Annotated in this window: 18 protein-coding genes; 9 read left to right on the top strand and 9 right to left on the bottom strand. The window is 47.0% G+C overall.

Annotated features, from left to right (window positions below; all coding sequences use genetic code 11):
• Window positions 1-441 precede the first annotated feature (441 nt).
• From IQ263_RS21685 to grpE, 7 genes are all read right to left on the bottom strand, one after another.
• Window positions 442-1,167: an ExbD/TolR family protein gene (locus IQ263_RS21685; RefSeq protein WP_194070187.1), complete on the bottom strand. Its 726-nt coding sequence runs from the start codon at window positions 1,165-1,167 to the stop codon at window positions 442-444.
• Between the two features lie 15 nt (window positions 1,168-1,182).
• Entirely contained in the window at window positions 1,183-1,968 is a 786-nt protein-coding gene (locus IQ263_RS21680) for a MotA/TolQ/ExbB proton channel family protein (protein ID WP_194070185.1), read from the bottom strand.
• Between the two features lie 377 nt (window positions 1,969-2,345).
• A complete protein-coding gene (gene rsgA, locus IQ263_RS21675; protein ID WP_194070183.1) occupies window positions 2,346-3,596 on the bottom strand; it encodes a ribosome small subunit-dependent GTPase A in 1,251 nt (416 codons plus the stop codon).
• A complete protein-coding gene (locus tag IQ263_RS21670; RefSeq protein ID WP_194009429.1) occupies window positions 3,593-3,883 on the bottom strand; it encodes a sulfurtransferase TusA family protein in 291 nt (96 codons plus the stop codon). Before IQ263_RS21670 ends, rsgA begins: the two co-directional genes overlap by 4 nt.
• Window positions 3,884-4,370: 487 nt before the next feature.
• The gene (gene dnaJ, locus IQ263_RS21665) at window positions 4,371-5,498 is read right to left on the bottom strand and encodes a molecular chaperone DnaJ (protein ID WP_194009412.1); all 1,128 of its coding nucleotides are present in this window, start codon (window positions 5,496-5,498) and stop codon (window positions 4,371-4,373) included.
• Between the two features lie 139 nt (window positions 5,499-5,637).
• Complete coding sequence (gene dnaK / locus IQ263_RS21660; protein ID WP_194009413.1) at window positions 5,638-7,767, bottom strand: molecular chaperone DnaK; 2,130 nt, start codon at window positions 7,765-7,767, stop codon at window positions 5,638-5,640.
• A gap of 511 nt (window positions 7,768-8,278) precedes the next feature.
• A complete protein-coding gene (grpE, locus tag IQ263_RS21655) occupies window positions 8,279-9,070 on the bottom strand; it encodes a nucleotide exchange factor GrpE (RefSeq protein WP_194070173.1) in 792 nt (263 codons plus the stop codon).
• Between the two features lie 1,925 nt (window positions 9,071-10,995).
• Here grpE and IQ263_RS21650 point away from each other — a divergent pair.
• The 7 genes from IQ263_RS21650 to IQ263_RS21620 all read left to right on the top strand — a co-directional run bounded on the left by IQ263_RS21650 (window position 10,996) and on the right by IQ263_RS21620 (window position 20,174).
• Complete coding sequence (locus IQ263_RS21650; protein ID WP_194070171.1) at window positions 10,996-13,005, top strand: GspE/PulE family protein; 2,010 nt, start codon at window positions 10,996-10,998, stop codon at window positions 13,003-13,005.
• A 206-nt stretch (window positions 13,006-13,211) separates the two neighbouring features.
• Entirely contained in the window at window positions 13,212-14,309 is a 1,098-nt protein-coding gene (locus IQ263_RS21645) for a type IV pilus twitching motility protein PilT (protein WP_194070169.1), read from the top strand.
• A 161-nt stretch (window positions 14,310-14,470) separates the two neighbouring features.
• A complete protein-coding gene (locus IQ263_RS21640) occupies window positions 14,471-15,598 on the top strand; it encodes a type II secretion system F family protein (RefSeq protein ID WP_194070167.1) in 1,128 nt (375 codons plus the stop codon).
• A 368-nt stretch (window positions 15,599-15,966) separates the two neighbouring features.
• Window positions 15,967-16,581, top strand: coding sequence for a hypothetical protein (locus IQ263_RS21635; RefSeq protein WP_194070165.1), 615 nt, complete (start codon window positions 15,967-15,969; stop codon window positions 16,579-16,581).
• 297 nt (window positions 16,582-16,878) lie between these two features.
• A complete protein-coding gene (locus IQ263_RS21630; protein ID WP_194070163.1) occupies window positions 16,879-18,537 on the top strand; it encodes an ABC transporter substrate-binding protein in 1,659 nt (552 codons plus the stop codon).
• Between the two features lie 65 nt (window positions 18,538-18,602).
• The gene (locus IQ263_RS21625) at window positions 18,603-19,154 is read left to right on the top strand and encodes an AAA family ATPase (protein ID WP_194070161.1); all 552 of its coding nucleotides are present in this window, start codon (window positions 18,603-18,605) and stop codon (window positions 19,152-19,154) included.
• 9 nt (window positions 19,155-19,163) lie between these two features.
• Complete coding sequence (locus tag IQ263_RS21620; RefSeq protein ID WP_194070159.1) at window positions 19,164-20,174, top strand: ABC transporter permease; 1,011 nt, start codon at window positions 19,164-19,166, stop codon at window positions 20,172-20,174.
• 106 nt (window positions 20,175-20,280) lie between these two features.
• On the opposite strand, the gene IQ263_RS21615 is transcribed toward IQ263_RS21620, so the two are convergent.
• Together IQ263_RS21615 and IQ263_RS21610 are read right to left on the bottom strand one after the other, a co-directional pair.
• Window positions 20,281-20,709, bottom strand: coding sequence for a hypothetical protein (locus IQ263_RS21615; RefSeq protein WP_194070158.1), 429 nt, complete (start codon window positions 20,707-20,709; stop codon window positions 20,281-20,283).
• A 132-nt stretch (window positions 20,710-20,841) separates the two neighbouring features.
• Window positions 20,842-20,991: a hypothetical protein gene (locus tag IQ263_RS21610; RefSeq protein WP_194070157.1), complete on the bottom strand. Its 150-nt coding sequence runs from the start codon at window positions 20,989-20,991 to the stop codon at window positions 20,842-20,844.
• A 161-nt stretch (window positions 20,992-21,152) separates the two neighbouring features.
• Here IQ263_RS21610 and IQ263_RS21605 point away from each other — a divergent pair, with 161 nt between their 5' ends.
• On the top strand, window positions 21,153-23,021 hold the full coding sequence (locus IQ263_RS21605) for an efflux RND transporter periplasmic adaptor subunit (RefSeq protein WP_194070156.1): 1,869 nt from the start codon (window positions 21,153-21,155) through the stop codon (window positions 23,019-23,021).
• 102 nt (window positions 23,022-23,123) lie between these two features.
• Window positions 23,124-24,341, top strand: a complete 1,218-nt coding sequence (locus tag IQ263_RS21600) for an ABC transporter permease (RefSeq protein ID WP_194070155.1) — start codon at window positions 23,124-23,126, stop codon at window positions 24,339-24,341.
• Window positions 24,342-24,553: the final 212 nt, after the last annotated feature.

Here is a 24,553-nt window from a genome sequence, read left to right as displayed (position 1 = left end):
GGGGGAGATTGGGAGAGGGGGAGATTGGGAGAATTTCTATTTATAGCCTTCTCAAAAAGGCGAGGAGTTGAGATTTTAGATTTTAGATACTTCGGCTTGCTTCGGCTACGCTGGCTCACAAGTCGCGAGCATACAAGTTTTAGACTTGAGATTGGGGAATTGGGAGATTGAGGAATTGAGGGATTGAGGGATTGAGGGATCAATACCTCATCGAGAGTGAGAACTGCTATATCTCTTTTTTCTTCTTCGTTCTTTTTGCCCGATCGCGAAGCCGTTATAGCCCTCTTCCTTCTTCTTTCTTCCTCTTCCTGATGACCAATGACTAATGACTAGCCTTCGACTTCGCGAGCAGCTAAAATGACCAATGACTAATGACCAATGACTAATGACCAATGACTAATGACTAATGACTAATGACCAATGACCAATAAGACTAAATGACTAATTCGAGGGCCCGACATTCTGCGGTGGAGCGGCCACTCCAGGCCTGGAATTGGTATCAGTGGGTGCAGGCGAAACAGGAGGAATGCCCAGATTCGCGCCAGAGTTGCTAGGCTGCCCAGGAGCTGGTAGAGGGGATTGAAACTGATTGGGATTGAACTGCTGTTGCCCCGGAGCTGGCAGAGGGGATTGAAACTGATTGGGATTGAACTGCTGCTGCCCCGGAGCCACAGGAGACGGCAGCGGTTGACCGATATTGCCCGAAGGTGCTGCAGGAATGCCAGAATTGGGAAACGACGGATTTGGCTGCGGGGAAGCAGCCGAACTAGGAAGAGTGGCCAGGGCAACTCGATCGCCCCCTACCTCGCGTAATTTGTCTAAAACCTCTACCACTTTGGAGTATCTAGCATTTTGAGGGGCGTACAAAACCGTCAATCCCGTAGGATTTGTGGTGTGGAAACTCTTTAAAACTCGATCGAGCTGTTGGTAATTAACAGGCAATTGGTCGATATAAGTTTGCCCGAAATCGTCAATGCTGACAATCAGCATTTCTCGCATCTGCGTTTGTCCCGTCTTCGCCTTCGGCAAATCGACATTAATCGCCTGCTGGCGAGTTAGTTGCAAAGCCGCCAGCAAAAAAAACGTCAGAATGCAAAATATCACATCAATTAAAGGCACCAGTTCAATCCGAGCCTCTTCACCAGGAGTATCTAAGTTAATCTTCATTAGTTCTCCATCATTCTAATTATTAGAAAGTGTATCTTCACCACGATCGGAACCTTTCAATTTTGGCTCCCGCTTCCGCTCTCCCGATTCTTGAGAATTGAGAGAACGCTTGTTCACACCATCCGAACCAAAGGAAGAATTGTTGTGTTCTGTATCAGGCGATCGACCTTTAGCATTAGCCACCGGCCAGTATTGCCTGTAAAGCAATTCCAGTTCATTTCCGGCTCGGCGAAATATTTTTGCCTGGTTGAACAAAAAAGCTTGAAATATCCGATAAAACACCAAGGTAAAAATTGCTACTACCATCCCAGAAGCAGTAGTGATCAGCGCCTCGCCAATCCCCAAAGTGACGCCACTCGTGGCCGCCGTACCGATGTCGCCGAGACGGATGGAACTGAGCGAGTTAATCAAGCCCAAAACTGTTCCCAGCAAGCCCAGCAAAGGGGCTAGAGCGATCGTAGCTTCTAAGATTTTGTCGCCGCGGCGCATCGAAGCCAACTCTTCATCGGCTGCAGCTTCGAGTGCGAGTCGAAATAAGTCTGGTTCAGGATTGTACAGGCGCAGGGGTGCAGATAGAAATCGCCCGATCGGCTGTCGGTTAGCTTGTCTGGCCATCTCGTTAGCCGCCCCCCAATCGCTGCGGGCAGCTTCGAGAATGCGGTTAACTATCAGCTTTTCTTTGCTCAGGAGGCTCGCCCAGAACCACAAGCGTTCGATAATTGTACTCAAAGATAGAATCGATAACACCAACAGGGGCCACATGGCGGGGCCACCTTTTTGAAAAAGTTCTTGAATAGTCACAATCTTGTTGCTCCTGCAGTACCCGCTAATTTTTGCTTCTGTTCTAATTTTTTTAACAAATTCTCGGCTATTTAATTTTAGCTATTAATGTACTCAGGGACTTACCCTCTCGCGATTAAAGAAACCGAGTCTTGCTAGCGAGGTGTTGGGCCACAAAGAATTATCTTATCTCGTGTCCGGTCCATTGACCCATTTCGCAATTGGTTCGTAGTGGGGACTTTAGTCCGCTCCAAGTTGCGGATTAAAGTCCCCACTACCGACGGTGTTAGTTATGGTAGTCGATCGCCCGCGATCTTGCTCTATCAAATCGGGTTGCTGGGTAAGTCTTGGTACTATTTGGGGCTTTTTTAGCGGGCGATGAGAGAGCCGCTACCTCCTCAGAATTCCTCTAAATCTTCTTGACACATATCTTGCAGCGACTGGTGTTGCAGGCGGCGCGAAGAGCGGCGATATTTTTTAGTTAGCAGTTTCGGTTCGTACTGCTGCGTACCATCCGACTTGGTTTGCTGCTTCAAACTCGATTCGGCGCTGCTGGAGTTTTGCAAAGCTTGTTGGCGGACGATCGCCTCTTCCAGGAAACTTAAGTAATACTGGTAGCGTTCCCAAGATCCCCGCACCACACAGTTAGGCTCGTCTCGGTGCGAACAGTCGCTAAACTGACAGCTACCCCCAGCCAGCCTCTGACGCGCTTCTGGGAAATATTCAGCTAACTCCGACGGATCGCATTCTAGAGCCGGCTGATTAAAGCCCGGAGTATCCGCCAACAGTCCGCCACCAGGGAGTTCAAATAGTTCGACGTGGCGAGTCGTGTGGCGTCCGCGGCCGAGTTTGCCAGAAACAGCGTTCACTCGCAGGTTAAGCGCCGGAATTAGTTGGTTGATCAAGCTGGACTTGCCCACTCCAGAAGGGCCGCAAATAATCGTTATTTTGTCTGAGGTGCGGCCCTCAAGCAAATTCGGCAACGGATTTTGTACGGAATTTAACGCATTTAACGGAGAAATAGAATTTGCCTGTAGGGAGTTATCCTCCAAAGGCAACATACAACTATCTATATTGTCCGATAAAGGCTGAAAAACTATTTGTTTGACATAAATTGTATTTTGTAAATTAGCCACAGCTTCCTGGACTCCTAATCCGCTACGAACACTAATAAACATGGGTTCGTAGCCCCAGCTTGAAAGCCGATCGCGCCACTGTTCCAATTCTTGGGGCGAAATTAAATCGCATTTGTTCAAACACAAATTCACCTCTAAACCTGTAGATTCTGCCTTGACTAAAAACCGAGTTAATGATGCGGGGTCTAAATTCGGTTCGGCGAGGGCAAAAACTAGGAGAATGCGATCGGCATTAGCTACAGGCGGGCGGTTGAGTTCTGTTTGGCGCGGGAAGACTTCAGAAATTGCACCCCGGCGGTCAGTCCAGTCGGGTTCGTCTACCACCACGCGATCGCCCACCATCACCTGTTGATTAATTTTTTTCAGTCGAGTGCGGCGAGTACACAGCAGAATTGGAGCATCCGCCAGGGCTATATTTTCGTGAATCCCGGCGGCTGGATCTAACCTGACTCGGTAAAAGTTAGCCTGAACAGCCACTACAGTACCGACGATCGAGGAGGAATTCAGACTCATCCTGCTTCCTGGTTTTCTGGGCGCTGCACCTTCATCGCAAAAAAGCCCGCATCTGGCTCATCCGCGACAAACTGCGTTTCTAGAATTTGGTAGCCTTCCATTTTCAGACTGTCGGGCACTTGTTCGATCGGCTCCCCAGCATCCAGCCACACCTCCAAAACAGCACCCGGAGCCATTTGCTCCAAGCGCAGTTTAGTGCGGACAAAGTTCAAAGGACACGGAGTCCCCCGCAGATCGATTTTGGCATCTGGGGATTTGGGATTTTCAATTTTGGATGTTGAATTCATAATGCGTTTTAGATTCTCAAATTTCTCATCTCAATTCTTGAAAGCCTTATTTTATCGTCAACAAATTGACGAACAATTATTCTACCGCCGATTTTTGACACCAATTGGTGTCATTTTTTTGAGGACTCTTCCCACAAATTGACGAACAATTATTCTACCGCCGATTTTTGACACCAATTGGTGTCATTTTTTTGAGGACTCTTCCCACAAATTGACGAACAATTATTCTACCGCCGATTTTTGACACCAATTGGTGTCATTTTTTTGAGGACTCTTCCCACAAATTGCCGAACAATTATTCTACCTGTACAAAATGAGCGCAATTGCGCTCACTTTTTTGAGAGAGAATTAAACAAAATGCCAACGCATTATTCTACCTGGGCAAAATGCGTGCAATTGCGCGCATTTTTTTGAGAGAGAATTTAAAAAATTGCCACGGAATCATCAAACAAGAAAATTTGACACCCATTGGGTGTCAAATATTTGCTTATTTCTGAAACAAATTGCCTAGAAATCCTTCCAAGCCACCTTTACCAGTACGATCGCCCTTCAGCTTAGCAAGCTGCATCAACAACTCGCGCTCCTCAGCCGTCACCTTAGTCGGAATATCAATAGACACCGCAATCAAATGGTCGCCGCGACTGACAGGATTTCCCAACTTCGGCACCCCTTTTTTCTCCAGAGTCAGAACAGTACCAGGCTGAGTTCCCGTAGGAATCAACAATTCCGTCGGCCCATCTACAGTTTCCACTTCCAAGCGACAGCCTAAAATTGCTTGCAAGTAACTAATTTTCACTTCCGAATTAACATTAATGCCTTCCCGCTTAAATAGCGGGTCTTCATTCACCGCCAAGAACACGTAAAGATCCCCCGGCGGCCCGCCCAGTTTTCCCGCATCCCCTTCATTGGAAACGCGCAAGCGAGTACCGTTGTCAACCCCAGGCGGAATAGTGATTTTCAGCTTTTTCATCACTTCTTTCTGGCCCCGACCGCCACAAGTTTCGCACTTGTCTTCAATCACTTGCCCGGTGCCGTTGCAACTGGGGCAAACTGAAACTTGAGTAAAGCTGCCGAAAGGAGTGCGAGTAGCGCGGCGGACTTGCCCGCTACCGGTACAAGTCGAACAGGTTTGAGGTCTGGTTCCCGGTTTTGCACCAGTCCCGGTGCAAGTTTCGCAGGTTTCTAGGTGTTTGATGCGGAGTTCTTTGTCCCCACCAAACACTGCTTCGCGGAAATCCAGCCGCAAATCCAGTCGCAAATCGTCGCCGCGCACCGGGCCGCTGCGCCTGCGACCTTGTTGTTGACCGCCCGCACCCGTGGAAAACCCCTGGAAGAAGCTTTCAAAGATGTCAGCAAAGCTGTCGCCGAAGTCTTGGAATCCAGGTGCGCCTGCACCGGTCACGCCTGCTTCGCCGAAACGGTCGAAACGGGCGCGGGTTTCCGGTTCCGAGAGTACCTCGTAAGCGCGGTTAATTTCTTTGAACCGCTCTTCAGCACCAGATTCTTTGTTGACATCTGGATGGAACTTGCGAGCTAGGCGGCGGTAAGCACGCTTAATTTCTTCTTTGTCTGCGCTGCGAGAAACGCCTAATATTTCATAGTAATCACCGGCCATAAAGCTGCTTGCCTGGAGGTAAATAACAAAAAGTGTACGAAAAAAAAACGGGCAACCTTTCCTGAAATTACCAATTAAAAGTTAAAAATCAAGAATTAACAATGAGAATTTTTAACTTTTAATTTTTAGCTTTTCATCTCTAAAGGAAAGGATTCATCTCATCAACTTCAGGTTCTGGAACCTGTGTTGTTGGTTCTGACTTTGGTTCCGGCTGTCGTTCCGGTTGTCGCTTTGACTTTGGTTCCGGCTGTCGTTCCGGTTGTCGCTTTGACTTTGGTTCCGGCTGTCGTTCCGGTTGTCGTTCCGGTTTGGGTTCCGGTGGCGGTGGAGCTTCCGGCGGAGCTTGGAGCGCCACCAGCAGATCCGGGGTCAGCGAAATGCTGTCGTCGGTAGCTGCAACCTCTGTTGGTTGTGAAATCGTCTCGCTTTCAACCTCTACTACTGACGGGGCTGCGCTGCGAGCTTGCTCGTAGACTGCGGTACCGAGCGAGTATAGCAGTTGCTTGAAAGCTTCGATTTGCTCGGCTAGTTGCTCGGTTGTGATGTCGGGGTTAGCCATCCCGGCCTTCAAAGTTGTTGCTGCTGTTTCGGCTGCGACTTTGAGGTCGTCGCCGAGCAATTGCGCGTTGGTTTTTAAAGTGACACCACAATTATAGACCAGCGTGTCGGCTTGATTTTTGAGTTCGGCGAGTTGAACGCGCTTGATGTCCTCCTCAGCGTAGAGTTCGGCTTCTTGGCGCATCCGCTCGACTTCGGTTTCGCTCAATCCTCCTGTATTGGAGATTTGGATGCTTTGTTCTTTTCCGGTTCCCTTGTCTTCTGCGGCCACTTTGAGAATGCCGTTGGCATCGATTTCAAAGGTAACTTCGATTTGAGGTACGCCGCGGGGGGCTGCGGGAATGCCTTTGAGCAGGAATTTGCCGAGACTTTTATTGTCTTTAACCAATGCGCGTTCGCCTTGGAGTACGTGAATTTCTACCGAAGTTTGCCCGTCCGCCGCCGTGCTGTACATTTGCGATCGACTGGTGGGGATAGTTGTATTGCGATCGATTACTTTGGTGAACACCCCGCCGAGGGTTTCGAGTCCCAGGGAGAGGGGTGTCACGTCTAGCAGCAGCAAATCTTTGACTTCGCCGCCCAACACTCCGGCTTGAATTGCCGCGCCTACAGCTACAGCTTCGTCGGGATTCACGGATCGATCGGGAGAAGCGCCACCAAAATACTTGCTAATTGCCTCTTGAACTGCCGGAATTCGGGTTGAGCCTCCGACTAAAATAATCCTGTCTATATCTTTGGGGGTCAGACTTGCGTCTTTGAGGGCTTGAGTCACCGGATCGATCGTCGCTTGTACCAAATGACCCACCAGTTTTTCAAACTGAGATTTAGAAAGATCCATTTCTAAATGTTTCGGCCCTTTTTCATCAGAGGAGATGAAGGGTAAATTAATGGAGGTGGATTGCGAGAGAGAGAGTTCAATTTTCGCTTTTTCTGCAGCTTCTCTGAGGCGCTGCAAGGCCATTTTGTCTTTTGAGAGGTCGCTGCCTTCTTGAGTGCGGAAAGCTTCTACCAGCCACTGAACTATGCAGTCATCAAAGTCATCTCCGCCGAGATGGTTGTTACCTGCGGTGGCGTTGACTTCAAAAATTCCGTCTCCCAGTTGCAGGATCGAAACGTCGAAAGTACCGCCGCCGAGGTCAAATACCAAGATTTTTTGTTCGATATTTTGCTTGTCGAGTCCGTAGGAAAGGGCGGCCGCCGTCGGTTCGTTGACGATCCGCAGGACTTCTAAACCAGCGATCGTACCGGCGTCTTTAGTAGCTTGTCGCTGAGCGTCTGTGAAGTAAGCTGGCACTGTAATCACGGCTTTGGTAACAGGTTGTCCCAAATAAGCTTCAGCATCTTGCTTCAGCTTTTGAAGTACCATTGCCGAGATTTCTTGGGGGGTGTGAACCTTGTTCCGAATTTGGACGTTAACGGTGTCGTCTTTGCCTTTGATGCAGGTATAGGGAGTGCGGGATCTTTCTTCTTCCGTGTCGTCCCACCTGCGTCCGATAAATCGTTTGATGCTGTACACAGTATTTACAGCATTTGTTACAGCTTGCCGTTTGGCTAGTTGACCGACCAAGCGATCGCCCCCTTTGCCAAATCCTACGATGCTCGGAGTTGTGCGGCCGCCCTCGGAATTGGCGATCACGACGGGTTTACCGCCCTCTAACACAGCTACGCAACTGTTAGTCGTGCCTAAGTCAATTCCAATAATTTTTACCATAGCGCCTCATAAAACTTTGTAGGATGTTTGCAAACCTCCAACTACAAGTTGGGGGATGAAAACCGACTCAGCTTGTTTTAACAAGCACCACCCGACCGGATTTGTAGGAAATAAACTTGATATCCTAGGGCCAGATATAAAGACCGATCGATTTTATATTTTAGATTGAAGAATTGACTCCACAGATTCATGTGGGATCTCGCACACAAGTCTAAAATTTGGGAATCGATACTACACATACCTGTTCCCAGAAAAAATTCAAATATCGGCCTTGGTTCCAAATTTTTATGAGGTCAGTCATTCCCTATCGCAAATCACCAATCGAAAATGGTATGAGTCGGGGGGAAGGTACCCGTTTTTGGACGGGTTCAAACATTTTTCCGAATTTGTTGAAAAAGCGCCAATCCGCTTTTAGTCCAGAGTTAAGAAGTTACTGAGCCTGCCGCCTTCACGCCCCCGAATTCTCTTCGGGGGTTAGTGACTTCGAGGAATGCAGTAGGTTGTATCCCGATTAACTTTCCGAACTATCGGGATTTTCATCTGAGGCTACCACAGATATCCCAGGCGCTGCAACCTTCACTTTGGCGTGTCGCAAGACGCGATCGCCCAGAATGTAGCCGCGTTCTAGTTCTTGGATGATTGTTCCTTCCTCGTGTTCGTCACTTGGTTCGCTCAGTAGAGCTTCGTGGAAGTTGGGGTCAAACTGTTCGCCTTCGGGGCGCATCGGAGAAACCCCGATTTGCTTGAGGCTATCTACCATATGCTTGTAAACGCTTTGGTAGCTTTTGTGAATGTTCATTTCACCGTCAGTTTGGGGCTTGATGTGCGATCGAGCGCGCTCGAAATTGTCGATTACCGGTAACAGGGTTTTAATCGTGCCACATCTTGCCTGTAAATCCAACTCTTCTTTTTCCTTTTGGGTGCGCCTGCGGAAGTTTTCAAAATCTGCTGCTAGGCGGAGACTTTGATTTTTTAGCTCTTCTACTTGAGCGGATGCGGCTTGCACTTGAGTTTTCAAAGCCTCTTTTTCATCTCTCGCCTCGGCCAGTTCCCTCTTCCAAGACTCAGCCCCATCATTTACAGCCGGATTGTTGGTGGAACCGCCCGTGAGAGCATCCCCGGAGGCGTTTGGCTTCGAGTCACCCTGAGCACTTTGATAAGCTCGAGCAAGTTCGAGTTCCCAATCGGCCGATTCGTTCGAGTTTGCTGGTGCTGGCGGAGTTTCGCTTGCCATTGGCGAACCCTCGGGGGTTTCCCCAGTTGAGCCAGGATCTAGATCTTGCTGTTTTTCCTCTTCAATCATAATAGCTGCGCGACAGAACCCTATCAATTCTAGCAGATACACTTAACCCGGTAAATCGAGAGAACTAGAATTCACTCTGTATGGCACCCTCTAATTTATAGGATATTTCGCGCCTTTGTCGAAACATCCGTCCAAGCTTTCAATAAAATCTTGAAAGTGTTGTTTATATCTCTACCGATAACAGGAGCCAGCAACAAACCTTTTGTTGGAGCCTTGTTTGGGATTAATGCGATCGCATTTAAATCTTTTTTTAGAGTATGAGTGTCAAGTCTAAATTTATACTATCCCTGGCGATTTCCCATCGCTAGCAGACCGGGTTTAGCCTGTCTCAGTGCTTTTCAAACTATTGATTTTGCAATGTCTCCCTCTGCGATGAAAGTTGGTACAGCACTAAATTTTATGTCAATTTAATATTAAATTGCTCTCTTAAAACTAGCTTTTACTCTTACATTTTATTGCTTTTTTGTGAGAATTATAGATTCAAAAATTGCTTGGAATCACAGTTAAATAACGTAAATCAATCTAATTGCTCTAGGCGGAATTTGAAGTAAGTTGTTGGCCGGAAAACAGGAAGCATTTATCCCTTAATAAAAAGCCTTTTTAAAAAAGTGCTATTGCCGCGATCAAATTATAATATCTGGTTTGCGGGTTAGAATTCGAGTCTAATTATAAAACAAGAGTTTTAGAATATTAATGCTACGGCATCAATACTTGCAATTCGAGGTTGTTGAAAGATTTTTGACAATCTAATCGCCCACGATTTTATATCAAAATAGTGTTTAATCTTATTTAACGGATCGAATACATTGTTAGTTTTGATAAGATGATAAAAATTTAATACTTGAGGATATTAATATAATAAAACATTTCTTATTAACACTTATGTTTGCAGTTGAGCGCTTTTAGGAAGCCTTTACCTGCCATAAAAATGGTGGCACTGCTGGTTTAAATTATTTTTGATACTGACATTTAAGATTTTAAATATGGGAATATTTAGAAATGAAGATTATAAAAATTATATCTTGAGATCTGGATTGGAAATCTGTAAATACGAGGAATATCTAATTAGGTGATTGCCAGGATTTGTGAATCATCAAGTTTGAGTGACAAAGGTGGGATATCAAGGTATAGCGTTTCTCTAAAAAGTGACGTACAGGTTGAGATTTTGGATACTTCGGCTTGCTTCGACTAGGCTGGCTCACAAATCACGAGCGTACCAGTTTTAGATTTGAGATACTTCGACTTGCTTCGGCTTCGCTGGCTCACAATACGCTGGCTCACAAATCGCGAGGGTACAAGTTTGAGATTTGAGATTTTAGATTGAGGGATCGAAACCTCATCGAAAGTGAGAACTGCTATATAATTAGAGTAATATTTGGCGACCCAAAACTAGAGCTGCTCAAAGTAGGCGCGATCAAAGTGCGATCGGGCGATCGCAGATAATTAATCAAAATATATCTCAAAAGATCGATCGACCCCTTAGTCAAAGCTATCATCATTAACAAGCACATAGCCGAGCTTGAACCTAGTACAGACGCACCGCGCCTGCGAGGGCCCGGTCATTTGACCAAACAATTTGCGAATATAAAACGATCGCACAAAAGCGACACACCCCTGGGTAAATCCCCAAGTGATGTGCCACGAGGCTATAACCAGAGTATCTCGCGGGTTCATCCGGTAACTAAACAAAGTCGGCACTCCACGAACAATATCTGATGGCAAGCATCGGCAACCCCCTCCAAACTCTCGTCAATTTGTAGACCAAAGTTAGAGCGGACTACGAGCTTACACTTGACATATACGGATTGAGCCATCAAATCACAATAGCTCATCCATAAGCAAAGCATACGGGGGTTAAAAGCCCGCGTTGGTTTTCCTCTCAGCACTCTTTGTGACTGAGTTTCCCACCTATTGAGTGTTTTTCTATGACTAACGCATCCCAGGGGCTTCGCTCCACATCGATAGTTGCTCTGAGCACTTTTACTCCGGCTCTCAACAAGATGATTCAGTCGGGTTACGTCAACAGCGACCAACTGAAGCAAGCTCAAATTGATAGCCGGAAGTCGGGTAAGCGGTTGACGGAGGTATTAGAAGCGCTTACCGGGCAGCCATTGCCACCAGAATTGCTGCGGCTTTATAAAAAGCAGCAGATGTTTGAAAGGAAGATAGTCTACGGCGTTGAGGCATTTGACCCGGAGATGAGCGCCCTGTCTAACGAGCAACTCGGAGTTATGCTCGACGGGTTGAAGATTTCGATCGACATTTGTCACCAAGGCCGATTTTTACCCGTAGCCAAAACGGAAACTGAGCCTCCGGCGGTTGTAGTGGCAATGGTCGATCCCGACAACCTCAATGCTCAAGAAGATTTGCGGCGGATTTTGAAGCCTCACGGCTTGAGTTTTCAGCGCTTGGTGATTACCCCAGACGACTATCAGGATATAACTTCGGCCTATCAAGACGACCAAGTTAAAGTAGCAGCCAAAATAGCAGAAGCCGAAAAGCAGAGAAAGCTGGAATTAGGGGAGGGAGATTTTGGCGAACTCTCGCTCGAAGAGGAGAGTGCGGATCAAGAAGACCTAGCTAACACCTTAGACGATGCTGAAGCAGCTCCGGTAATTAAGGCCGTGAATATCATTTTGGCTAAAGCTTTGTCGGAAAAGGTGTCTGACATCCACGTAGAACCTCAAGAAGAGTTCATGCGGATACGGATGCGGAAAGACGGGGTGCTGCAAGAGTATTTCCGGTTTCCCAAGCAGGTAGTCCAAGCGATTACGGCTCGTTTCAAGATTATTGCCAACCTAGACATTGCCGAACGCCGACAAGCTCAAGACGGCCGCATCCGCCGGGTGTTCGAGGGACGCACGGTGGATTTCCGGGTGAACAGCTTGCCTTCGCGGTACGGCGAAAAAATTGTGCTGCGGATTTTGGACAGTTCCAGCACTCAGTTGGGTTTGGGTTTGTTAATCTCCGACGAGGAAACTTTGGCTTTAGTCCGAGAGTCTGCTAGCCGTCCGTTCGGGCTAATTTTGGTGACGGGGCCGACGGGTTCGGGCAAGTCAACTACTCTGTACTCGATTCTGGCGGAACGGAACGATCCGGGGGTTAATATCAGTACGGCAGAAGACCCGATCGAATATGCTTTGCCCGGAATTACCCAATGTCAAGTAATTCGGGAAAAAGACTTGACTTTTTCCAACATTCTGCGGGCATTTTTGCGGCAAGACCCTGACGTGATGCTGGTGGGGGAAACGCGGGACAAGGAAACTGCAAAAACTGCTCTGGAAGCTGCTTTGACGGGACACTTGGTGCTGACGACGCTGCACACCAACGACGCAGCCGGGGCAGTCGCGCGTTTGGCAGAAATGGGCGTAGAACCGTTCATGGTTTCGGCCGCTCTGTTGGGCGTATTGGCTCAGCGTCTGATGCGGCGCGTTTGCGACAAATGCTGCATTCCTTACCAGCCTACTGCCGCAGAACTCGGTAAGTACGGTCTGTCGGCTTCTCAAGAAATTGATCTGACTGTTTACAAAGCCAACACTGTACCGGTGGAGGAAAGGAAGGAACTCGCAGAACGCGAGCAACTTTGTCGCAAGTGCGGCGGCCTAGGTTACAAAGGACGGGTAGGGGTTTACGAGTACCTGAAAAATACTGAGCGGCTTCAAACTCTGATCACTCAAGGAGCTCCCACAGAGCAAATTAAGGAAGCAGCAGTAGAAGAAGGGATGAAAACTTTGTTGGCTTACAGCTTGCAGTTGGTGCGAGAAGGCGCGACTACCTTTGAAGAAGTCGAGCGGGTGACATTTACTGACTCGGGTTTGGAGGCGGAAATGAAAGCTAAACGCAAGCAGGGACTTACCTGCAAAACTTGTCGGGCCGAATTGAAGCCCGAGATGCTGGATTGTCCGTACTGCTTGACACCGCGCTTTTTGGATTGATTCAATAGTCAAGAGTCAGTAGTCAGTAGTCAGTAGTCATTAGTCAGTAGTCATTAGTTAGTAGTAGTGATTAGTTATTGGTAGTAACGGCCAACTGTCAACTGTCAACTGCCCACTGCCCACTGCCCACTGCCCACTGCTCACTGTCAACTGTTAACTGAGTTAAATTAGTCAATAACTATCAACTCGATCTAGGAGAGGTATCTATGGGTCTGATGATTGAAGACGTACTGGAGTCCCTGGTAGAGCAAGGGGGTTCGGACATACACATCCAAGCGGGTGCGCCGATCTTCTTCCGAGTCAGCGGTAAACTAACTCCTCAAGCCCAATACGGCGACATTCTGTCTGCTGAGGAAGTGCAAATCCTGATTTTCCAAATGCTCAACAATATGCAGCGCAAGCAGTTGGAAATGGAGTGGGAACTCGACTGTGCTTACGGTGTGAGAGGATTGGCTCGGTTCCGGGTCAATGTCTACCGGGAGCGGGGTGCTTGGGCTGCTTGTATGCGGGCTCTGGCCTCCAAGATTCCTAACGCAGATGCTTTAGGCGTGCCGCAGGTTTTGCGGGACATGACGGAAAGACCGAGGGGTATGTTGTTGGTGACGGGACAAACCGGTTCCGGGAAAACTACTACGATGGCTGCTTTGTTGGATCTGATCAACCGGACGCGGGCAGAGCACATTCTCACAGTTGAAGATCCGATCGAATACGTGTTTCCGAATGTCAAGAGTTTGTTTCACCAGCGTCAAAAGGGCGAAGATACTAAGAGCTTTTCTAATGCGCTCAAAGCAGCCCTGCGGGAAGATCCTGATGTAATTCTGGTGGGGGAAATGCGCGACTTGGAAACGATCGGTCTGGCAATTTCGGCGGCAGAAACTGGTCACATGGTGATGGGAACGCTGCACACTAACTCTGCCGGTGCAACGGTCGATCGGATTTTGGACGTGTTTCCACCGATTCAACAGCCCCAGGTTCGCGCCCAGGTGTCTAACTCTTTAGTCGGAATTGCTAGCCAAAATTTGGTAGTGAAAATTGGGGGCGGCCGTTGTTGCGCTATGGAAATCATGGTGAATACTCCAGCTATGTCTAACTTGATCCGGGAGGGTAAAACTCCAATGATTTACTCCCAAATCCAAATGGGAGCGAAGTTGGGTATGAGGACGATGGAAATGGCCTTGGCTGAACTTTACAAAACCGGGAAAATCACTTGGGAATCGGCAATGGCGAAGGCTTCTAAGGCTGACGAACTCCAACGCTTGATTGGCCCGGCACCTGTTGGTGGAGCCAAGGTAGGAGCTCATTAATTCCGTCAGTAGTCAGTTGTCATTAGTCATTAGTCATTAGTCATTAGTCAGTTTGCTGTTGGCCCTTGTTATTAATTATGGGTAACAACTAACAACTAACAACTAACAACTAACAACTGACAACTGACAACTAATTTTTAATAATTTTTCAGAGGTGAGCTGTGGCTACCAACGTTGTCCGCGAAAAACCGAAAGGTAGTTTTGATTTCAGTGCGATTCAGGAGCAAATTGAGTATAACTTTACCAGTCTTACTGTTAAAGATATGGCTATTTTTGCTCGTCAGTTTGCCGCTATGTTTAATGCCGGGGTGGCGATCGTGAGATGCCTTTCCGTGCTGCACGAGCAGTGTTCTAATGCGAAGTTGAAGCGGGCGCTCAGGAGCATGAATGCTGACGTACAGGAGGGGATCAACTTGGCAGAGGCGATGGCTAAGTTTCCTGATGTTTTTGACCAACTGTTTATCAGTATGGTGGCGGCGGGAGAGGTCGGTGGTGTGCTGGATGAAACCCTAGACCGTCTGGCGCTGATGATGGAAAAAAATCACAAAACGGAGGCGGAAATCAATTCGGCGATGTCTTATCCGAAGACTGTGTTCTCTATCGCGATCGTGATTTTTTTCGCAATGACCATATTTCTGCTACCAACTTTTGCGAAAATTTTTAAGGATATTGGTGCAGATTTGCCTGCTTTTACGGTATTTATGTTGGCAATTAGTGCATTTTGTACGGCTTGGCCTCCGATCCAACAGATAACAGTTATTGGGGTGATTATAGCGCTAAAATTTGCCTTCGATATGTACTACAAAACTCCAATAGGCCACCTGCAAATCGATCGGATTGCGATGAAGTTACCGATTTTTGGAGATTTGATCGAAAAATCTGCTGTGGCTCGGTTTTGCGTGATATTTGGGTCGCTGACGCGATCGGGCGTGCCGATTCTCAATTCGTTGGAAATTGTGCGAGACGTGGCCGGGAATCAGGCGATATCAAATGCGATCGAATATGCGAGACAGGAAATTCAAAGCGGCGGCATGATCAGTATTGCTTTGCAAGAACAGCAAGTTTTCCCGTCTTTGGCTATTCAAATGATGGCAATTGGTGAGGAAACTGGGGAACTTGACAAGATGCTGATGAAAGTTGGCGCTTTCTACGAAACGGAAGTTGAAGAAGCAGTAAAAGGACTTACCAGTATGCTAGAACCTCTGATGATTGTTGTCGTCGGTGGTATCGTAGGTTCGATTTTGCTGTCGATGTATTTGCCGATGTTCGCAGTGTTTCAGAAGCTGTAAAAAATAGTCAGTAGTCATTAGTCAGTAGTCATTAGTCATTGGTTTTGTTTTAGGATCGAAAACTTAATAACTTAAGCACCTCCTACAGTCCTCTCTCCAGAAGCAGCGAGATAGAAGGAGGCAGAGCCTCGCCTATCTGCATTACCAGGAAGAGCCTGGTAACGAGCAATACGAGCAATTGTTTAAGTTATTAAATTTTCATTCCTTAGTTTTTAATACTGTTCGGTCAGTTGTCTGGTATTGGCTAAATTTTTAACTACCAATTACCAATTACCGCCAACTAATGACTGCTGACTAATGACTGCTGACTAATGACTGCTGACTAATGACTGCTGACTAATGACTACTGACTAATTAATTGATTTAAAATGTCTGTCAAACAATCATATTACGAGGCCTTGCTAGCAGAGTACAGCGAATCTTCTGCCGCGATCGCCCTGCTGAAAAAATATCGGCTGTACATGGAAATGATTCCGAGTATGCGCCGGCCTAACGAAAGTTTAATTAGCATTCCTTTGCCCATTGCGCGCTTGCGGGACGGGGTTTCCTATGCGGGAAGCGGGGGGACTAGCATATCGCCCGGACAGGCGGTTTGTTTGCCCTGCGATTTGGCGATTTTGATGTGCGATCCCGAATGGAAAGTGAAAATTGGAGTAGAAATTTTGATTTTCATTCATCGTCCGGGCGAGGATTTTTCTGCTTTGTTGGGTCGCTGGCGGCAGTCTCAGGTTTGGCTGGATAATGGTTACGAATGGGTGATGCCGCACCGCTACAGACACATTTTTAGTGATGAAGCTGAGGCTGTTCATCCGCTATTTGTGTTGTTTGAGGAAACGCCCGATCGCATTCAGCGCGGTTTGATGGCGGCGGGTTTGCCGTTTGTAGTTGAAAGTTTTGATTTGGCTGTTGAGGAAGTAGAGGATGAAGAGTTTCTCGGTATCGCAGAATCGGGGACTCTGGGTGAAGAGAGTTATGAGTTGTAGGCTTGTGGTGCGATCGCCTATAGCAATCCTATTTTATGAAGTAAACTATAGCGTTTTTCCTGGCTGTGAGGTACACCGGATCGCGGGAATGGGCCTCGCGGGTACGGGAGGCTGGTGCGTACTTCACTTTTTTGAGAACCGCTATAGATTTTTTTTCAACAAACCGCCGATCGCACTCTTGGTACCGAGAAAGAGAAATGAACCGCAGAGAACGCAGAGAGCGCAGAGGGGAGAGAAAGAGCAGTTTAGAATTTTATTTATATGAGTATAATTTGCTATTAAACGGAAGTTATTGAGATGAGATTGTTAAAATCCTGGCGTTTAGTTTTATTAGGTTTATTTTTTGGGATGGCTGTAATTCTATCAAATTGCAGCACTACTTCAAACACGGTTAGCAATAATTCTCCAACTGGGACAACTCCCGCCGCCGTTCTACCGGGTGCTTTAGTTTACGGTGCGGGCGGGCCGCCTGTCAATCTGGAACCGGGAAATATTACGGATGGCAATTCGGTGATTGCGATCGACCAAATTTACAATCGCTTGACTGATTTTAAACCGGGAACTGTGGAACTCGAACCGAGTCTTGCTACGGAATGGTCGAGTTCCACGGATGTCAAAACTTGGACTTTTAAATTGCGATCGGGAGTAAAGTTTCACGACGGGACGGATTTTGATGCGGAAGCTGTTAAGTTTAATGTCGATCGCTGGTGGGATGCCAAAAATCCTGACGGTTATCGAGATTCGGGGAAAACTTATCAAATTTGGAAAGACTTTTTTGCAGGATTTAAGGGTGATAAAGATTCCCTAGTAAAGGATGTAACGGTTGTTGATAAATCTACGATTAAGTTTGTTTTAAATCGACCTTTTGCTGCCTTTCCTGCGGCGATTGGGTCGGGTTATTTCGGGATCGCGAGTCCGGCGGCGGTGAAAAAAGCGGGGGCTAAATACGGCACTCCGGGGTCGCTGGCGGTGGGTACGGGGCCTTTTGTGTTTAAGGAATGGATATCGGGCGATCGCATTGTTTTAGAGAAAAATCCTAATTATTGGAAAACTGGAACGCCGAAAGTCAATCAGTTGGTAATTCGGTTTGTTGACGATCCGGCGGCGAGACTGGCTCAATTGAGGGCCGGTCAACTTGATTTTACTGTGGATTTAACGCCGGATCAATTGAAAGAGGTGCAAGCGGATACTAATTTAGAAACTGTTTTGCGTCCTTCTTTTAATGTGGGTTATTTAGCGTTAAATCCGAGTTACGCGCCTTTGTCGAAACCGGAGGTGCGGCGGGCGATCGCCCAAACAATCAACAAGGAAGCCATAGTCAAAGCTTTCTGGGGAGAACTTGGCAAATATGACTCGCAATTTGTTCCGCCTGCGGTGAATTTGGCGCAGTCAGACAAAGTTAAAGATTACGAATTTAACCCGCAGCAAGCTAAAGCAATGCTGGCGAAGGCCGGTTATCCGAACGGTTTTGATTTGGATTTGTGGTATATGCCGGTCAGCCGTCCCTATTTTCCCACGCCGAAGCCGATTGCTGAAGCTTTGGCGGCGGATTTGAGCGCGATCGGGATTCGGGTAAAGTTGCTGACAAAGGATTGGTCTGCTTATTTGGCCGATCGGCTAAAACCTCCCGGATTTCAAGCTTTTATGATGGGTTGGACTGGAGATTATGGCGATCCAGACAATTTTTATTATCCTCACTTCGGGCCTGGTTCCACGGCGGATTTGGGGAATTGGAAAAATCCGAAAGTTCTGGAACTTTTGGATCGGGGAAGGGCGAGTGGGGATAAAGCAGTTAGGGCGAAAATTTATGCGGAAGTTAGCGAGATTTTGCATGGGGAAGCTGTACGTTTGCCGATCGTACATTCCCAGCCGCTTTTAGGGAAACGCAAGAATATTCAAGGTTGGATTCCGAGTCCTTTGGGGTCGGAGTCTTTTGAGGAAGTGAGCAAAAATTGAGAGTTTAGATCGAGACACCTCTCCGGGGTTATCATACTTTACATGAATTTACCTTAACAAACAGTATGGAGAGCAATCAGCAACCTGCAAATCATCAGCCACAAATTATTTTGATTACCGGGAACATGGCCGCCGGAAAATCAAGTGTGGCGCAATCACTTGCCGAACGGTTGCCCAAAAGTGTCCACCTTCGCGGCGATATCTTTCGTCGCATGATTGTGAACGGACAGGCGGAAATGGCGTTAAATTTGTCAGCAGAAGCATATCAGCAGCTTCAACTGCGGTATCACCTGGCAGCAATGGCAGCGCGACACTATCTCCAGGCTGGTTTTACGGTCGTTTATCAAGACATCATCATTGGTTCGGCACTGGCTGAGGTACTTGCCACTTTCCACGATGTGCCGTTGTCCGCGATCGTTCTGTGTCCGAAGGCAGAAGTTGTAGCCGCACGGGATGCAGCAAGATCGAAGACCGGATATGCCAACGAAACAATGGTTTATGCCTTCGATCGCATTCTCCGTACCGAAACTCCTCGCCTTGGCTACTGGCTGGATTCAACCAATCTAACGGTAGAAGAAACGGTCGATCGAATTTTGGCAAATTTGCAAGGTGAATGAGCTCAACTGATGTTTCAATATATTGTTAAACGTTTGCTGGGACTCTTGCCAGTCCTTTTCGGAATCACTCTGCTAGTATTTATGTTTTTGCATTTGATACCGGGAGACCCGGCGACAGTGCTTTTGGGAGAACGGGGAACTCCCGAACAGGTGGAAATCTTGAGAGCGAGATTGGGTCTGAATCAGCCTTTACCTTTGCAATATTGGGCTTTTTTAGGGAGTTTGCTTCGCCTGGATTTAGGAAATAGCATTATTAGCGGGATTCCGATAATTGATGAAATTAAAATTCGCTGGCCTGCTACTTTAGAACTTTCGGTGGCGGCGATGTTGGTGGCAGTTATTATCGGAATTCCGGCGGGGATTTTGGCTGCTGTTCGCAAAAATAGCTGGCTCGATAATCTAACTATGAGCGGTTCCTTAATAGGCGTATCTTTGCCAGTCTATTGGTTGGGATTGATGTCGATTTATTTGTTTGCAGTTTATCTGAAATGGCTGCCTCCTAGCGGGCGGATTAGTGTAGATTTGGGGTTTGGTTTTAAGTCGATTACGGGTGTTTATGTTTTGGATTCTTTGCTGAGATGGGATTTCGTTGCTTTCCGGGATGCGATCGCCCATCTCATCCTTCCCGCCTTGACTTTAGGAACTATCCCCCTAGCAATTATCGCTCGCATCACCCGTGCTGCTATGCTGGAAGTGATGCAGCAAGATTACATCCGCACGGCGCGGGCGAAGGGTTTGCCAGAATTTTGGGTAATTTTGAGACACGCTTTGAAAAATGCGTTTTTGCCGATCGTCACAACTATTGGTTTGCAGTTTGGCACGCTTTTAGGTGGCGCGATTCTGACTGAAACAATTTTCTCCTGGCCGGGAATTGGTTCTTGGATTTACAGCGGAATTCTAACGCGGGATTACCCCATTGTCCAAGGAGGAGTAATTTTTGTGTCTGTGACTTTTGTATTGATTAATCTGGCGGTTGATATTTCCTATGTTTTTTTCGACCCAAGAATTCGCTACCGTTAATTAGAGCCAATAACAATCTTGAAACTATTTTTAAACCTCTCTATTGCCTCTATTTCTCTGCGTTCTCTGCGCCTCTGCGGTTCATAAAAAAAATCTTATTCACAAATCAGAGACGATTAATAGATCCAATAGAAAACGCTTGTTTGACATCGGGACGCAGCAGGTAGTAAATACTAGCTGCTGCAAAACCCAAAGTTAAAAAATTGACTGCTGCACCTGCGCTGCCAAACAGTTTAGCAATTTGCGACAAAATGGCGATGACATGGATAATTAATGTTCCCGTCCAAGCCCAACTTTTGAGTTGAAACAAACCCCAAGTTAAGACTAAGGAAATAATGCCGATAATTAAAGCGATCGCAGCAAAAATTGCAATGAATCCGCCGATTACTGTGCCAACTTTTGCGCCACCGACAGCCGCACCGAGACCGCCAAAAATGCCAGCAAATAGTAAGATAAACAAGCCGTCAAGGATACTGAATATTCCGCTAATTAGCTGCAAAATTGCCAGAATTGTAACGCTTTGAGGACGATTCATTTTTGGTGTTTTCCATTTTTAAGGGATTTGCAAAATATTTTAACCTGTTGCGGGCACGGGGCAGATGTATTGAGGATTTAAGCTTGGCGATCGCGAAACCGGGTTTATGAGAAGAGTCTTCATATTGTGCCGTTACGAGCTTAAAACTGCCCGATCGCCCTGGGATTGCTGTGGCGCAACCAAGCGCGCGGTCGATCGCACCCCGAAGAAAGCCTTCCCATAGACTGAGTTTGGCGCGAGGGAAGTTTGGGCCCGCATCTTGAGACTGAAAAAGCTTAACATTTTTTAATAAGCTGCAATAATTAGCTATAATTGTTTATAGGTGCTGGTTGGGGAACTTTTTTTAAATCACCCGATCGGATGAGTCTCAAAGACGATGCCAAGCATCCGTAAAAATTTTACCTTTAAGGTAATCCTGAGATTAAATTAGCTGGTAAGTCGGTATGATAGTTAGTCCTAAAGAGGAAACTGCTCAGGTCAAGGTGGAAGATTCTCAGATTGCAGACACCAAGGCCCCAGAGACGAAAATTGCAGATAATAAAACCGCCCAAAAGCAGTCTCCAAAGAAACCCGCACGAAAGCCGAAGCGGTGGGCGATCGGTTTGGTTGCAGCCGGGTTGCTAGCTGTACCGACTACCTTATACATAGCAAAAAGTCGATCGCAGCCGAAAGTAGATGCGATCGCCACAATGACAGTGCCGGTGGAAGCCCAAAACCTCACGGTGCGGATCACGTCCAGCGGCACGGTGCAGCCCGTACAGCGCGTGAATCTCAGCCCCAAAGGCTCCGGGCGGATCGCAGAATTATTTGTCGAACAGGGCGATAAAGTCGAAGCAGGACAGATCGTGGCCCGCATGGAAAGCCGCGATGTAGAAGCTCAACTGGCTCAAGCTAAAGCCCGCGAGGCCAGCGTGCAAGCCAAACTCGCCAAAATTGAAGCCGGGAATCGATCGGAAGACATCGCCAGCGCCCGAGCGCGCTTAGATCAAGCCGAGGCGACTCTGGCTCAACTCCAAGCCGGCAGCCGCGTCGAAGAAGTAAACCAAGGGCGAGCTCGTTTAGCCCAAGCTCAAGCTAATTTGCAGCAACTGCGAGCAGGTAGCCGCATCGAAGAAGTAGGCCAAGGGCGAGCTCGTTTAGCCCAAGCTCAAGCTCGCTTAGCAGATGCTCAAACCGGCAGTTCAAAACAAGAAATTGCCCAAGCACAAACGCAAATTGAATCGAGTAAAGCCCAAGCCGAACTAACAGCTAAGCGGGTGGAACGTAACCGCCCGTTAGTGCAAGAAGGCGCTCTTGCTAAAGATAAACTGGATGAATTAATCAAAGAAGATCGCACTGCTCAAGCTAAATTAACAGAATCTCAAAAACGCCTGCAACAACTGCAAGAAAGTCGGCAGTCGCAAATTAAGCAACTGCAAGCTGCTGTGGACGTTGAGCAGCAAGCATTAAAACAGTTACAAAACGGCACGCGATCGGAAGGAATTGCCAAAGGCGAAGCAGAAGTTGCCGAAGCAAAAAGCAAATTAACGCAACTAGAAAACGGCAACCGTCCAGAAGAAATCGCTAAAGCCGAAGCAGGAGTTGCTGAAGCAAAAAGCCAATTGGCTGCCCAAGAAAACGGTGCTCGCCCGGAAGAAATAGCTGCCGCTAAAGCTGATTTAGCCGAAGCTCAGGCTCAAGTCCGCTTTCAAGAAGTGCAGTTAGAAGATACGAAAGTTCGCGCTCCTTTTGCGGGAATTATTACCCAAAGATACGCGATTCAAGGAGCTTTTGTAACTCCGGCAACTTCGGCATCGGAAGCTACTTCGGCAACTTCGACATCGATTGTCGCTTTGGCTAGAGATGTGGAGGTTTTGGCGAAAGTGCCGGAGGCAGATATCAGTCAAATTAAACCGGGTCAAATAGTTGAAATAGTGGCTGATGCTTATCCCGATAAAGTGTTTAAAGGCCGCGTTAAGTTAATTGCGCCGGAAGCTGTTAAGGAACGAGATGTAACTTTGTTTCAAGTGCGAGTTGCCATTGACTCTGGCAAGGATTTCTTGCAGTCGGGTATGAACGTAGATTTGAGATTTGTCGGTCAAAAGCTCAGCAATGCTTTGGTTGTCCCGACGGTGGCAATTGTGACCAATAAAGGTCAAACAGGTGTGCTAGTTCCCGATGAGAAGCAGCAGCCGAAGTTTAAGCCTGTGACTGTTGGATCGACTATTGGTAACAAGATTCAGATTTTGGAGGGTGCTAAGGCGGGCGATCGGGTGTTTACTGAACTTCCTGCTGGTAAAAAGTTGGAGGATATTATCAAGAATCAGAAGTAGTCAGTTGATAGTTGGCAGTTGGCAGTGGTTAGTAGTCAACAGTCAACAGTCAACAGTCAACAGCCAATCTAAAACCTAAAATCTAAAATCCAAAATCGACTTATGGATATTCTTGAAAGTGTCAAAATGGCTGTCACAACTTTGACGGCAAACAAACTCCGCAGCAGCTTGACGATGTTAGGAATTATTATTGGTAATGCCTCTGTAATTTCGATGATTGGTATCGGCGAAGGAGCTCAGACGTTTATTGCGGGACAAGTTAACTCTCTGGGTTCAAATTTGCTATTTATCATTCCCGGAAGTCCTGAAGCCCAAAGTCGTCCGGTGATTCCGCCTCAGACTTTGGTGTTGGAAGATGCAGAGGCGATCGCATCTCAAGTTCCTTCCGTCCAAGAAGTTTCACCAACTCTCAATGATAGTCAACTCGTTACTTACCGCAATAAAAACGTCTCATCTTCCATTGTCGGAACCAACCCAGAATTTCTGACAGTCAGAAGCTTTGATGTTGCCAAAGGTAGATTTTTAAGCAAATTAGATTTAGAAAGACAAGAAAATGTGGTTGCTTTAGGATCGGAAGCAGCAGAACAATTATTTGGCAATACACAGCCGATCGGTCAATACATCCGCATCAAAAATTCGACTTTTCAAGTGATTGGTGTGATGCAGTCCAAGGGTTCAAGTTTTGGCGACAATCAAGATATGAATGTTTATTTGCCGCTGACAACAATGGCAAATTTGATCGTAGGTAGATCGTCTCCTTACGGTACTAAAGTAACATTTATTTCGGTTTCAATCAAAGATGAAGCTATGATGCAGGCGGCTCAATTTCAAATAGAGAATCTGCTCAGATTGCGTCATAAAATTACTAAAGAGGATGATTTTACTGTCCGAAATCAGAAAGATTTAATGAAGACTTTGGGCAGCATTACTGGTGCTTTGACTCTGATGTTGGCTTTTGTGGCGGCAATTTCGCTGTTTGTGGGCGGCATCGGGATTATGAATATTATGCTGGTTTCTGTGACGGAACGCACGAAGGAAATTGGACTGAGAAAGGCGATCGGTGCTTCAGGACAGGATATCTTGATTCAGTTTATGATTGAGGCTGTGATTTTGTCGGCTGCTGGTGGTGCGATCGGCACTGGATTCGGTATCGGCGGTGTGCTTTTGGTGTCTGCTTTCACTCCTTTGCAAGCTAGCGTGTCTCCAGTGGCGATCGCCCTTGCAGTCGGTGTTTCTGGCAGTATCGGCTTATTTTTCGGCATCGTACCTGCAAAACAAGCTGCTAAATTAGACCCGATTGTCGCATTGAGAAGTGCTTAATTAGTCATTAGTCAGTAGTCATTAGTCAGTAGTCAGTAGTCATTAGTCATTAGTCATTAGTCATTAGTCATTAGTCAGTAGTCAGTAGTCAGTAGTCATTAGTCATTAGTCATTAGTCATTAGTCATTAGTCAGTAGTCATTAGTCATTAGTCAGTAGTCATTAGTCATTAGTCATTAGTCATTAGTCAGTAGTCATTAGTCAGTAGTCATT

Source organism: Tychonema sp. LEGE 06208 (assembly GCF_015207505.1).
Lineage (GTDB): Bacteria > Cyanobacteriota > Cyanobacteriia > Cyanobacteriales > Microcoleaceae > Microcoleus.
Note: the sequence above shows the minus strand (reverse complement) of the source record. Positions and strands in the feature narration are given on the sequence as shown.

Excerpts from the sequence above, each read along its gene's own strand:
- IQ263_RS21685 (WP_194070187.1), bottom strand. The coding sequence starts at position 1,167 with ATGAAGATTAACTTAGATACTCCTGGTGAAGAGGCTCGGATTGAACTG.
- rsgA (WP_194070183.1), bottom strand. The coding sequence starts at position 3,596 with ATGAGTCTGAATTCCTCCTCGATCGTCGGTACTGTAGTGGCTGTTCAG.
- IQ263_RS21670 (WP_194009429.1), bottom strand. The coding sequence starts at position 3,883 with ATGAATTCAACATCCAAAATTGAAAATCCCAAATCCCCAGATGCCAAA.
- dnaJ (WP_194009412.1), bottom strand. The coding sequence starts at position 5,498 with ATGGCCGGTGATTACTATGAAATATTAGGCGTTTCTCGCAGCGCAGAC.
- dnaK (WP_194009413.1), bottom strand. The coding sequence starts at position 7,767 with ATGGTAAAAATTATTGGAATTGACTTAGGCACGACTAACAGTTGCGTA.
- grpE (WP_194070173.1), bottom strand. The coding sequence starts at position 9,070 with ATGATTGAAGAGGAAAAACAGCAAGATCTAGATCCTGGCTCAACTGGG.
- IQ263_RS21650 (WP_194070171.1), top strand. The coding sequence starts at position 10,996 with ATGACTAACGCATCCCAGGGGCTTCGCTCCACATCGATAGTTGCTCTG.
- IQ263_RS21645 (WP_194070169.1), top strand. The coding sequence starts at position 13,212 with ATGGGTCTGATGATTGAAGACGTACTGGAGTCCCTGGTAGAGCAAGGG.
- IQ263_RS21635 (WP_194070165.1), top strand. The coding sequence starts at position 15,967 with ATGTCTGTCAAACAATCATATTACGAGGCCTTGCTAGCAGAGTACAGC.
- IQ263_RS21630 (WP_194070163.1), top strand. The coding sequence starts at position 16,879 with ATGAGATTGTTAAAATCCTGGCGTTTAGTTTTATTAGGTTTATTTTTT.
- IQ263_RS21625 (WP_194070161.1), top strand. The coding sequence starts at position 18,603 with ATGGAGAGCAATCAGCAACCTGCAAATCATCAGCCACAAATTATTTTG.
- IQ263_RS21620 (WP_194070159.1), top strand. The coding sequence starts at position 19,164 with ATGTTTCAATATATTGTTAAACGTTTGCTGGGACTCTTGCCAGTCCTT.
- IQ263_RS21615 (WP_194070158.1), bottom strand. The coding sequence starts at position 20,709 with ATGAATCGTCCTCAAAGCGTTACAATTCTGGCAATTTTGCAGCTAATT.
- IQ263_RS21610 (WP_194070157.1), bottom strand. The coding sequence starts at position 20,991 with ATGTTAAGCTTTTTCAGTCTCAAGATGCGGGCCCAAACTTCCCTCGCG.
- IQ263_RS21605 (WP_194070156.1), top strand. The coding sequence starts at position 21,153 with ATGATAGTTAGTCCTAAAGAGGAAACTGCTCAGGTCAAGGTGGAAGAT.
- IQ263_RS21600 (WP_194070155.1), top strand. The coding sequence starts at position 23,124 with ATGGATATTCTTGAAAGTGTCAAAATGGCTGTCACAACTTTGACGGCA.